At 46.2% G+C, this 12,443-nt stretch carries 11 protein-coding genes; all 11 read right to left on the bottom strand.

Features of this window, described 5'->3' with window-relative positions; translation table 11 throughout:
• Nucleotides 1-18: 18 nt before the first annotated feature.
• Nucleotides 19-1,062, bottom strand: a complete 1,044-nt coding sequence (recA, locus tag G9F50_RS05050; RefSeq protein WP_060561677.1) for a recombinase RecA — start codon at nucleotides 1,060-1,062, stop codon at nucleotides 19-21.
• 170 nt (nucleotides 1,063-1,232) lie between these two features.
• Nucleotides 1,233-2,483 (bottom strand): competence/damage-inducible protein A, encoded by a 1,251-nt coding sequence (locus tag G9F50_RS05045; RefSeq protein ID WP_165417692.1) that lies wholly within the window; start codon nucleotides 2,481-2,483, stop codon nucleotides 1,233-1,235.
• Nucleotides 2,484-2,500: 17 nt separating this feature from the next.
• Nucleotides 2,501-3,082: a CDP-diacylglycerol--glycerol-3-phosphate 3-phosphatidyltransferase gene (pgsA, locus tag G9F50_RS05040; protein ID WP_007409821.1), complete on the bottom strand. Its 582-nt coding sequence runs from the start codon at nucleotides 3,080-3,082 to the stop codon at nucleotides 2,501-2,503.
• Between the two features lie 72 nt (nucleotides 3,083-3,154).
• Nucleotides 3,155-4,051: a helix-turn-helix domain-containing protein gene (locus G9F50_RS05035; RefSeq protein ID WP_007409820.1), complete on the bottom strand. Its 897-nt coding sequence runs from the start codon at nucleotides 4,049-4,051 to the stop codon at nucleotides 3,155-3,157.
• Nucleotides 4,052-4,069: 18 nt separating this feature from the next.
• A complete protein-coding gene (locus G9F50_RS05030; RefSeq protein WP_007409819.1) occupies nucleotides 4,070-4,861 on the bottom strand; it encodes a DUF3388 domain-containing protein in 792 nt (263 codons plus the stop codon).
• A 127-nt stretch (nucleotides 4,862-4,988) separates the two neighbouring features.
• Nucleotides 4,989-5,246 (bottom strand): DUF3243 domain-containing protein, encoded by a 258-nt coding sequence (locus tag G9F50_RS05025; protein ID WP_003154150.1) that lies wholly within the window; start codon nucleotides 5,244-5,246, stop codon nucleotides 4,989-4,991.
• 75 nt (nucleotides 5,247-5,321) lie between these two features.
• Nucleotides 5,322-6,050, bottom strand: a complete 729-nt coding sequence (gene ymfI, locus G9F50_RS05020) for an elongation factor P 5-aminopentanone reductase (protein ID WP_060561678.1) — start codon at nucleotides 6,048-6,050, stop codon at nucleotides 5,322-5,324.
• Between the two features lie 59 nt (nucleotides 6,051-6,109).
• On the bottom strand, nucleotides 6,110-7,396 hold the full coding sequence (gene yfmH / locus G9F50_RS05015) for an EF-P 5-aminopentanol modification-associated protein YfmH (protein ID WP_060561679.1): 1,287 nt from the start codon (nucleotides 7,394-7,396) through the stop codon (nucleotides 6,110-6,112).
• Nucleotides 7,393-8,673, bottom strand: coding sequence for an EF-P 5-aminopentanol modification-associated protein YfmF (yfmF, locus tag G9F50_RS05010; protein ID WP_012117578.1), 1,281 nt, complete (start codon nucleotides 8,671-8,673; stop codon nucleotides 7,393-7,395). The genes yfmH and yfmF overlap by 4 nt, the downstream gene beginning before the upstream one ends.
• Before the next feature lie 151 nt (nucleotides 8,674-8,824).
• Nucleotides 8,825-11,944: an MMPL family transporter gene (locus G9F50_RS05005; protein WP_060561680.1), complete on the bottom strand. Its 3,120-nt coding sequence runs from the start codon at nucleotides 11,942-11,944 to the stop codon at nucleotides 8,825-8,827.
• A complete protein-coding gene (locus G9F50_RS05000) occupies nucleotides 11,944-12,399 on the bottom strand; it encodes a MarR family winged helix-turn-helix transcriptional regulator (protein WP_060561681.1) in 456 nt (151 codons plus the stop codon). Before G9F50_RS05000 ends, G9F50_RS05005 begins: the two co-directional genes overlap by 1 nt.
• Nucleotides 12,400-12,443 lie beyond the last annotated feature (44 nt).

Raw genomic sequence — 12,443 nt, 5'->3', positions numbered from 1 at the left:
GCTCTTTTGATCGTGTTTTTATTCTTCTAATTCCATCTCTTCCTGAACTTCTTCCGCTTTGTCCGTTACACCGTTATTGTCTAAACCGTAATATTCACGGATTTGTTCCTGAATCATCAGCATGATGTCTTTATTTTCTTTTAAGAACTGCTTGGCGTTTTCACGGCCCTGACCGAGGCGTTCTTCTTCATAAGAATACCACGAACCGCTTTTTTGCACGATATCCAGTTCAGTTCCAAGGTCGATGATTTCCCCTTCTTTGGAGATTCCTTCACCGTACATAATGTCCACTTCAGCCGTACGGAACGGAGGAGCGACTTTGTTTTTTACGACTTTAATTCTCGTTTTATTCCCCATGACGTCGTTGCCATGCTTTAATTGCTCGGCACGGCGCACTTCAAGGCGCACGGAAGAATAGAATTTCAGCGCGCGGCCGCCCGGTGTCGTCTCCGGATTTCCGAACATAACGCCGACTTTTTCACGAATCTGGTTAATAAAGATTGCGATTGTTTTAGATTTATTGATGGCGCCGGAAAGCTTACGGAGCGCCTGAGACATGAGACGCGCCTGTAAACCGACGTGTGAATCACCCATGTCACCTTCAATTTCAGCTTTTGGAACAAGCGCCGCAACAGAGTCAACGACTACGATATCAACAGCTCCGCTTCGCACCAGCGCTTCAGCAATCTCTAGCGCCTGCTCTCCCGTATCCGGCTGAGAAAGCAGAAGCTCTTCGATATTGACACCGAGCTTTTGCGCGTAAACAGGATCAAGAGCATGCTCAGCATCAATAAATGCTGCCTGTCCGCCTTTTTCCTGAACCTCAGCGATTGCGTGAAGCGCTACAGTCGTTTTACCTGAGCTTTCAGGTCCGTATACTTCAATAATCCGTCCGCGCGGGTATCCGCCTATTCCGAGAGCGGTATCAAGTGCAAGGGAACCGCTTGGCACCGTTGAAATTCTTGTATCCGTTTTTTCTCCGAGCTTCATGATGGAACCTTTGCCGAATTGTTTTTCTATTTGCTTAAGAGCCATATCTAAGGCTGCCTGACGATCACTCATTTATTTTTTCCTCCTTTATCTTGCCACTACATATACTATACCTTGTTTACTGGCATTTGCCAAGAAAAAAGCGAACGCATATTCGGATTTTTTCCGCGTTCGCTTTTCTGCAAAAGAGCATAATTTCCCTTGAAAAACTTAAAAATCAGAGAAAACGGCTCTTTAAAACTTTATTTTTGATCCAGCATTTTCAAAATGAGATGGCAGCCGTATTTAGCGGCGCGCTTTCTGATTCCGGTTCTTGAGCCGGCAAAGTTAAATTCGTGGACCTCTTCTTTTCCTTCCGCCGAAATGCCGATAAAGACGCGGCCCGGCGCATGCCCTTCCTGCGGGTCGGGACCTGCCACCCCGGTAAAGCTGATGCCGATATCGCTTCCGGTCAGCTTTCTCACACCGGCTGCAAGCTCTTTCGCACACTCTTTGCTGACCGCTCCGCTTTCTGCGAGCGTCTCAGCTTTCACGCCGAGCACATGCTGTTTCACGCTGTCGGAATAACAGACAACGCCCCCTGCAAATAGTTGAGACGCACCGCTTAAATCAGTCACCCACTCTGAAAACAGGCCGCCTGTAAAGCTTTCGGCAGAAGAAATCATAATTCCGTTTTGTCTGCATGCTTTTGAAAGCTCCTTCACCAGAGACGTATCATCATATCCGTAGAAAAATTCACCGACACGTTCTAAAATGGCAGCTTCCGTTTCTTTTAAAAGCCGTTCTGTTTCTTTTTCGTCGGCATGTTTCGCCGTTAAACGCAGCGTGACCTCTCCGTCAGCAGCGAGCGGCGCAATCGTCGGGTTCGTCTGAGCATCAATGATATCTTCTAAATCAGCTTCAAGCTGGGATTCACCGATTCCGAAAAACCGCAGCACGGTTGAAACGATTTTCTCATTAGAACCAAGCTTTTTAAGAAGAAGCGGCTTCGCTTCATTTTCAAACATCGGACGCAGCTCGCTCGGCGGCCCGGGAAGCAGCATATAAAGCCTTGAGCCGTGCTCTGCAAGCATTCCCGGCGCCATGCCGAAATGATTCGCCAAAACGTCTGAGCCCTCAATGACGAGCGCCTGTTTGCGGTTATTCGGCGACATGGTCCGTTTTGTTTTCGCGAAATATTCTTCGATCGACCGGAATGCTTCGTCATTCAGAACGAGCGGGCGCCCCAGTGTGTTTGCAATGGTTTCTTTCGTCAAATCGTCCTTGGTCGGTCCGAGGCCGCCTGAAAAAATAATCAGGTCTGAGCGCTCTTCGGCAATGCGGATGACTTGCTTAAGCCGCTCCGGATTGTCACCGACAGCGGTATGATAAAACACGTTTACACCGATTTCCGCCAGCTCTTTACTGATAAACTGCGCGTTCGTATTGGCGATCTGGCCGAGCAGAAGCTCCGAGCCGACTGCAATGATTTCTGCTTTTTTTGCTATTTCCATCTTTAAGTCCTTCTTTCTTAGTTAGATGTTTTTAACGCATCCCAGTTCTTCGCAAAATAATCCCAGCCGGAAATGACTGTGAAAAGCACGGCCACCCATAAAGCGATATCGCCGAACGGGAAAGAAACGAGCTCAAACGGAAGATTATGCAGCAAAAGCGCAGCAACAGCGATGATCTGAGCCCATGTTTTAATTTTCCCCAGCATATTGGCGGCTACAACTTCCCCCGTTCCCGCCAGCACAAGTCTTAATCCCGTTACGGCAAATTCGCGGCTGATGATGATGATGACCATCCACGCCGGCGCAAGGTCAAACTGCACAAGCGTAATTAATGCCGCGGACACCAGCAGTTTGTCAGCCAGCGGATCTAAAAATTTCCCGAAGTTTGTCACGAGGTTCAGTTTTCTGGCATAGTAGCCATCCACCCAGTCAGTCGTTGATGCGATAATGAACAAAACAGCTCCTGTAAGATGCGCGACCGGAATCGATTCATCCCCTATATGAACGCTGCCCCACTGAAAAGGAACAAGCATGATAATCATAAATACAGGAATTAAAGCGATTCTTGCCAGTGTGATTTTATTCGGTAAGTTAAACATAAAGCCCCTCCAATATATGTACTCGGACGTGAAGAAAAAGTCATCTTAATCGTTCAGATGACTTTTCCCCTTTTATTTTTTCATCTTGATTGTGATGGTCTGCGCCATCACATCATGCGGATTGAGTTCATAGGACAGAACCTCTCCGTTGATTTTAATTTTAAGGTTAGGGGCATAGCCCGTGCGGATTTCAATCTGCTTTTGATCCGTGACGTCTTTTTTAAAGGTTTCGCCTTTTTGCAGTGTTCCTTCTTTTAAAGAACCGCCGCTGTCATCACGGACGCGAATCCATGCGCTGTCAGAAGCAATCAGTTCAAGCTTATACTTATCTGCCCCGGAGACGTTGTATGAAGAAGCCGAGCCTTCCGTTCCGGCCGCTTTGATCTCCGTCTTTTCACTGCTTTTTTCTTTCTTCTGCTCTGACGCTTTTGTGTCCTTTTTGTCTTTTTTGCTGTCAGATTGCGCTTCGTCATTTGTATTGCCGTCGTTTTTCAGCGCAGAATCCTTAGGAATTTCATACTTGCTCTCACTTTGGGTGACTGCCTTATCTCCGTCTGTCTGCCCGGATTTGCTCATTCCGAGCTGAATAATCGCATAAATGATCGCGATGACGATAATGACACCGATGACGACAAGGACGGTCGGAAGCCATTCCGCCGCCTTTGAAGCGGACTTAGGAAGCTCCCTTTGCATGGCGAGACCGGAGATTTTTTCCGACACATCGTCATGGTACGTGTTAGGGATGTCTTTTTTATATTCTTCAAATAACTGATCTGAATCAAGCCCGACAGCTTCAGCGTATTGCTTGATAAACGCCCGCACATAAAAATTGCCGGGAATGACGTCATAATTGCCTTCTTCCAGAGCGGTTAAGTATCTTTTCTGAATTTTCGTCGCCGCCTGGAGTTCATCCAATGACATCCCTTTTTCCTCTCTGGCTTCTTTAAGCCGGATTGCTAATTCTGTCACAACAAACACCTTCCAATATTAAAAATCAAAGCTTGAAAAACCGGTCTGATCAAATATTTGCGGTTCTTCTGCATGTTCATATGTAATAACTTCGTCAGGATCATTTCTGAGTTCGATAATATAATCGAAATCATCGAGCGTATACTCCGAATTTTGAACAAAAATATCGGGGTGCTCCACGACCTTTGTCGCCGGAAGCCGCATAATTTCACTGACGAGCTGAAGATGGCGCTCAGATCCCCGTCTTGTCGAAACGATGCCGTCGAGGATAAACACGTTTTCCGTGCTGTATTCATCGGCAACCAGCTGGCTCCGGATCGTTTGTTTTAGCAGCGTTGATGATACGAAAAGCCATCTTTTGCTGGCACAGACGCTTGACGCAACGATGGACTCCGTTTTTCCGACCCTCGGCATTCCCCGGATTCCGATCAGTTTGTGTCCTTCTTTTTTAAACAGCTCGGCCATAAAGTCAACCAGAAGACCGAGCTCGTCCCTTTCAAAACGGAAGGTTTTTTTGTCATCGGCATCACGCTGAATGTATCTTCCGTGGCGCACTGCGAGACGGTCGCGAAGCCTCGGTTCTCTCAGCTTCGTTACTTTAATGGTCTCCATTGTTTTTAAAATTGATTCCAATCGTTTAATTTGATCTATATGCCGGCATCTGAGCAGCATTCCCCTTCTGGAAAGGTCGACACCGTTAATTGTGACAATATTAATTGACAGCATCCCGAGAAGAGATGAAATATCCCCGAGCAGGCCGGGGCGGTTCACTTGAATTTCATATTCAAAATACCATTCGAGCTTTGCCAAATGATATACCCCCTCCATTGTGGCAAATTTTTACCTTCCTTTATCATAAAACATTTTTCTCTAATTAGAAAGAAGAATGTTGCTCTATAGAGGAAAACATAAAAAAAGAGAGGAGAAATCCCCCCTCTTAATGAGTGCTGTTATTTTCAACAAGCTTCACCATCATATTTGCGATGGCGCGCTGTTCATCTTCAGAAGCAACGCTCCAAAGATCAGCAAGCACTTTTTCCTGATGGTTTTTCGAGTCGACTTCGTTCGCAAGGTAACCGCCGATTTCTGTAGCGAGGTCAGTGATCGTTTCATCACTCATCCCTTTTTCCTGCGCATAGTTCAATCTGTCACCAAGGAAATTCTTCCAATTATCCCAGTTTTCTAATACTGACATGTTGGGTTCCTCCATTTCATCTGTTGTTACAAAATTATTTTGTCCGTACAGATGCAAACTATACACACATTTTTTTCAGCAGTGCCAGCCGCCGTTTACGGATAATATATGCCCCGTAATATAGGAAGCCTTGTCCGATAATAAAAAGGCCGCCGCTTCGGCGATTTCCTCCGGCTTTGCCAGCCGGCCCGCGGGAATTTCCTCTGCCAACGCTTCTTTTTCATCAGACGTGAACTGATCAAGCATATTTGTGTCAACGGCACCCGGCGAGACTGCATTCACGCGGACGCCGCTCGGAGCAAGCTCTTTGGCAAGCGCTTTGACGAACGAATGCTGCGCTCCCTTGACCATGCTGTATAATACCTCGCACGATGCGCCTGTTTCTCCCCAGACGGAACCGATCGCGACGATGCCCCCGCTTTTTTTCCGGACCATGCCGGGCATCAGATTACGCGCCAAAAGAAACGGACTCGTTACATGCAGCTGCACCATCTCCCGCGCCGTGTCATCCGTAACGTCCGTAATCAGGCCGAAATGACTTTTGCCGCTGTTTAATATCAGAGCATCCACAGGCTGCTTAACAGAACGGCTGAGTGTCTCCGCGCCATCCGGTGAGGACAGATCCGCCTGAATAACGGAGGCTTTTACGCCGAATGATGCGCTCAGCCTTTCCGCAAGCCTTTGTGCGGCTTCCTTATTAGAATGATAATGCAAGAGGACGTCATATCCGTTTTTTGCGAGGACTTCACTTATACTTTGTCCGATTCCGCCGCTTGCTCCGGTTACGAGCGCTGTCTGTTTCATCAATCAATACTCCTTCTTTCCCCAGAAAAACATCCCTCAGGGCGTGAGGGATGTTTTTGTTATGATTTTGGCACGACTTTGCAGACTGTCAGCCTGTCTTCTGATATTTCTTCTTTAATGACCCGCTTTACGTCATCCAGCGTAATCTGCTCCAGTACGGTTACGACATCAAACAGACTCATATCTAAAAAGGCGTAGCGTGTGAATTGGTTGGCGATATATTCAGGCGAATTGAGCGCTTTTAAGAATGACCCGATCTTCTTTTTTCTCGCAAGATCAAGTTTTTCCGCAGTCACGGCTGATTTTGCATCAAGCAGCATGTGTTTTAATTCGTCAGCGAGCTTATCCGGCTCCGGTGTATCTCCTCCGACAGAGGCAAAACCGAATCCGTATTCAGCCGTGTAATCAAAGCTGAAAGTTTCATCAATGTAGCCTTTGTCGTACAAGTCACCATAATGCGGTGAGCTTTTTCCGAAGAGACATTCAAGCATGAGGTTCATGCTGAGCTCGTGCTTCAACAGCTCCTGCCCCGTTTTATAAGGGTCTTTCGCCTTTAAACCGACAAGACATTTTGATCCTTGCACGTTCATTTTTAATTCCTGCTCCCGGCGGAAAACCGCTTCCTGCTCCTGAACTTCTTCACGTTTGATTTCAGGCTGGTCTGTAAACGGCTTTTTCTCCTGGTTTTCCCGCACCTGGCTGATGACCGCTTCAGGATCTACGGGACCGACGATAAAGAGCAGCATATTGCTCGGGTGATAAAACGTTTCATAGCACTCATACAGCAGATCTTTCGTAATATGTGAGATGCTCTCCACCGTTCCGGCAATGTCAATTTTCACGGGGTGGTCTTTATACATATTTTCGATAAGGCCGAAAAACAGCCGCCAATCCGGATTATCATCATACATATTGATTTCCTGTCCGATGATGCCTTTTTCTTTTTCAACTGATTTTTCCGTGAAATACGGGTCCTGAACAAAATCTACGAGTGTTTCCAGGTTTTTCTCCACATTAGAAGTGCTGGAGAACAGATAAGCGGTTCGTGTAAATGATGTAAAGGCATTTGCCGACGCCCCCTGCTTACTGAAGTCCTGAAACACGTCGCCGTCCGCTTTTTCAAACAGTTTATGCTCCAGAAAATGCGCGATTCCGTCAGGGACGTGTACCATTTCTTCCTTATTTAAAGGAACGAATTGATTGTCAATGGAACCGTACTTTGTCGTAAACACAGCGTATGTTTTATTAAAGCCCTGTTTCGGCAGCACATAGACATCAAGGCCGTTTGCCATTTTTTCATGATACAGCGTTTCCTGAAGCTGTTCGAAGTTTATCGGTTTAGTCAAGATGCTCCCCCCGTCCCTTTTAAGAAATAAGTCGTATCCAGCTTAATGTTCTTTCCGACATTGATAATGTCCTCTTTTGTCACTTTCTCGATATTGTCAAGGAATCTTTCGATCGGTATCTCTACTTGGGCTGAGGCCTGCTGATACAGAAATTCCGCTAAACCGTATGCCGTATCAATGGTTTCTAATACTTGATTTTTAATAACGGCTTTCGTTTGGGCGATATCATCTTCTGAAAAGTCACCGTTTTGCATAGCCTGAAACTGTTCTTCAATGATGGTGACGGCCTGCTTGTAATTTTTCACCTCAATGCCCGACATGACCATCAAAAGCCCTTTGAAACTTTCCACCCTTGAGGCTGCATAATAGGCGAGGCTCGCTTTTTCACGGACATTTATAAACAGCTTTGAATGAGAGAAACCTCCGAACAGCCCGTTAAACACCTGCAATGCAGGATAATCCGGATCTGTATATGTCGTATTGGTCCGGAATCCGATATTCAGCTTGCCCTGCTTGACGTCCTCTTCATCAATGACTTCCTTCGGATCGGGCTGTTCATTCGCCGCGCTTCTTTCAAAAGGCTGAAGCTCCCGTTCTTCCGTTTTAAAATACGTATCAACGGCCGTTTTCACCTGATCTGTATCAACATCGCCGATGACGTACAGGTCCAGCTGATCTTCGCGTATGGCTTTTTGATAGGCTTCATACAAATCTTGCGGTGTAATGTGTTCAACATCATCGAACTCGCCGTTGACGTGAAGGGCATACGGTTCGCTTTTGCACATTTCCTGAACGAGACGCAGATTAGAATATCTCATCTTATCATCATATACGGCTTGAATCCGCTGTTTCAGCGTCCGTTTTTCCTGCGTGACATAAAGGGGCAGGAAGGCGCCGTTTTCCAAAGCGGGCGAAAAGACAAGCTCTGATAAAAGCTGAAGGCCTTTTTCCAATAACGGTGTGCGGTCCTTCAGATACTTTTCATTAGGAATCTCAAGCCTGAACGTAATGACATGACGTTCTCCCTTTTTTGTCAGATCAGCTGAAACGGATGTGCCGTACAGCTCATCAAAATAAGACCGCAGATCAGCGGTTTTCGGGCGGCTTTCTGTTCCGCGCAGAAGCACATGCGGAAACAGCGCCCTTTTTGTTACGAGCTCTTTCGTTAAAGGAGCCAGCATTTTAAACGTCAGCGAAACGGTTTTAAATTTCTCGGTCTTTACGATGTGGGCGGTGATCCCGCCGTGCTTTGACTTCATTTCATTTACGTAAGTCATGTGAAACCTCCTTCGTTCATTCTTTCATAGTATGTATTATGACCAAATTTCAGCATTCGCAAAAAAGAGTGCGCAGATGTAATTATATCAACTGGAGGATTTATAAGGAAACAAAAAACCTCTGCCCGAAAACAGGCAGAGGCATTGAACGTTATTTTTTCAAATTGAAAGGCCACCAGTTGGCTCTTCCGAATATTTTCACCATGACCGGTACAAAAAACGGAAGGACGACAATTGCGTACATGAGAAGGCCTGTTAATACCACGGTTGCAATTTGTAATAAGGAAAGAACGCCTGACGGCAGCATGGCCGCAAAGGTTCCCGCTAAAATAATCGCCGCAGAAATGATGACGGAACCCATATTTTTCATACTGCTGATCATTGCGGGTTCCGTTCCTTCTTTTTTAAGCTCATTAAAGCGGTCCATTAAAAAGATGGAATAATCCACGCCTAGAGCCATCAAAATGACAAAGCCGAAGAACGGCACGGCCCAGTTTACGCCCGGGTACCCGAAGAAGTGTGTAAAGATGTATTCCGTCACGCCGATGGATGCGAAATACGTCAGTACGAGCGACGCCACTAAATAAACAGGCATAATGAGGGAGCGCAGCATCACGATGAGAATCAGAAAAATTCCCGCCAGCATAAACATTGCCGTCCGTTTGAAGTCTGAATCCGATACTTCCTTCAGATCGGCATTCATGCTGGAGACTCCCGAAACGCCGAAGGAAGCATTCTTCAGATCCGTGTTCGGAATGGCCCTTTTTACGCTCGCTTTGATCGCTTGAATATCTTGAATGGCCATATTTGAGTAAGGATTGTTATCAAGAACGACAGTCAATTCTGTCGTTTTTCTGTCATCTGACATGTACGTATTAAACACGCTTGTGAAATCACTGTTTGTCAACGCGTCTTTCGGCACAAACCAGCCTGTCATTTCTTTGTCTGACGCCTTGTGAAGCTCACCCAGGTAATCATTCGCCCCCATCATGCCGCTTGATACTTTCTTAAGCCCTTTTACACTATCGTTAAGGCCTGAAGAAAGGTCGCTGAGCCGGGAAGAAAAATCACCGAGACCGCTCTTCATTTTTTTCTGGCCCTCCGCGAGCTGTCCTGCCGCCGATTCAAGGCGCGGCATTTGTCCAGCGAGAGCCCCCTGTCCGTCTGACACTTGCTGCAGACCGTTTTCAATACTGGTCAGACCATTGATCATTGCGTTAATTTGAGTGTCAATCTTCTTCTGAGCGGCTGCCAGTCGGGCAAATTGTTTTTCAGCTTGCTGCAGATGAGCCTTTTGACTGTCGACCTGATTAGAAAAAGCTTCTGCATCCGCGTTTGCCTTGGAAACGGCTGACTGTACACCCGTAAAGGCCGATTTGATTTCTTGGTAAGAGGGATCGGTTTTGACTGACGGTATTGACGCTTCCAATTTTGCAAACGGCAGCCGGGCAAGCTGCTTGTTCAAATCGGCAAGCTGTCTGCTGGCTTCATCTTTCATCGGCAGGACGGTTTTTACCAATTTTAAAGCGTTTTGCGTTTCTGAAGCGAGACCGCTGTTTTGTTTGAGCTGTGAAGTCAGCATTTGTTTTTGCTCTTCAATCTGCTTTCTCATCTGAGCGATGCCGGCTTTATTCTCGTTCACGCCAGCCTGCAGTTTATTCAGGTTTTCTCCTATATCAGAAAGCCCGGATTTCAGAGACAATGTTCCGTCAATAAGCTGATTGACGCTTTTGCCCGACTCTTCGATCTGCGGCTGTGAATCAGCTAACGACTTTGCGGCATGCCCTAATCCGTCCGTGATTTTTTCAAGTCCTGTATTGCCTTTATCAAGCCCTTCTTGAAGCTGCTTTGCCTGATTTGTGACAAATAATTGATTCAATCCGTTTCCAGCAGGGCGCGTGGCGCTTCTGACCGTTTTTACACCCTCTGTTTTTTCAAGTTCTCTGCTGATTTTTTCGATATCAATCAGGTGTTTTTCGGTATTTAATTGCTCATCATTTTTGATGACGACTGTGGCCGGAAGAAGTTCTCCCGGGCCGAATGCGTCTGAAATCGTATGAAACGCGCGGACGGATTCATATTTATCCCCGATTTCGTCAAGACTGTTGTAAGACAGCGACCCTTTGTAAAGAAGGATAGGTGGGACGGTGAATACCGCAACGATTGCAAGACTGATGAGCGGCCTTTTAAATGAAAACCGCCCTGACGTTTCCCATGCTTTGCTTTGAGGATGGGAAATATCGCCCTTAACAGGCCAAAACAGGCTTTTTCCTAAAACAGCCATAAAAAACGGCACGATCGTCATGAGCGCAAGCAGCAGCACCGCGACACCGACCGCAACGGCCGCTGCCGACTGATACAGCTTAAATGTCGCAAATCCGATGCAGGCAAATCCGATCAGCACCGCACCGCCGCTGTACAAAACCGTCTTTCCGGCCGTTTTGTAGGTGACGACGATCGCTTCTCTGATATCAGCGCCATGCGACAGTTCTTCTTTAAATCTGCTGAGAAGCAGAATGCAGTAGTCTGTGCCGATCCCGAACATAATCGCAACCATAAAAATCTGAGTAAAAGTTGAGAGCGGAAAATTCAGCTGATCGACTAAAAATGCGACAATCGACTGGCTGACTAAATAAGATATCAATACTGATAAAAGCGGCACGAACGGAGCGACCACTGACCGAAATACAAGGATCAGCACGATCAGGATAAAAGCGACCGTTATATATTCAGTCTTTTTCAAGCCGTCCTGTGAGCTTTTTAACACATCTTCGTCGATCAGCGATTGGCCTGTAATGCCGTATGATACGCCGTACGGTTTCAGCTCTTTATCAATTTTATTTTTTATTTCGATGATATCGTTTTTAGATGTATCAAGCTGCAGCTGAACGAGCATCGTTTGTCTGTCTTTTGACAGCAGCTGTTTTTTAATGTCGTCATTTTTCTCCCCGAAGTATGAGGTCACCGTTTTAATCTGAAGCGCTTTTTTGTGTTCAGACAAAGTGCTGACGGCTTTTTCCAGACGATTTTTTTTGTCTGTCATTAAGCCTTTTTCGTGAAATACGATGACGGCAGAAGAAGACGGTGCATCTGAATCAGACATTTCATCAAGCAATTCATGGGCGTAAGAAGAGGAATATCCGTCCGGTACGGAAATCTGCCCTTTCTCCCGTGTCAATTCAGCCATATCAGGCGCTGTAAGCATAAATATCACCGTTGCGGCGACCCACACCGCGGCGATGATCCAGCGGGCTCGGATAATGTTTTTCATTATGTCTGCTGATCCTCCTCAGTCATCATCAATCGATATAATTTTTCATATGTATTCACGAACATCTCCGCCTCGTCTTCATCAAAATACATAATATATGAACGGACAAGTTCCTCAATCCGCCGCTCAACACGATGAAATACTTCCTTCCCCTTTTCCGTGACATTTAAAAGTATGCTCCGGCGGTCGCTTTGGCTGCGCTCTCTATTGATGTAGCCTTTTTCATACAGGCGGTTCGTCATAGATGTAATGGCGCTTTTATTGACGTGGCACACTGCGGCCAGTTCAATTGATTTGCAATCCGGATTGAGCATAATATAGCGGAGGATGTAATATTGATCCAATGTCAGTTCTTTGTTCACTTTTTCAGCGATAATGCTGTCAATTTTTTTTAAGACGTGCAGGTATACATCGGAATAACGCTGAATCAGCTGCTTTACTTTTTCTTCATGCACCTTTTCCCCCTCCTTCCGATAGTTAATATGTTTAACTATTAAAA

The organism is Bacillus sp. EKM206B, assembly GCF_011066015.1.
Taxonomy (GTDB): Bacteria; Bacillota; Bacilli; order Bacillales; family Bacillaceae; genus Bacillus; species Bacillus velezensis.
Note: the sequence above shows the minus strand (reverse complement) of the source record. Positions and strands in the feature narration are given on the sequence as shown.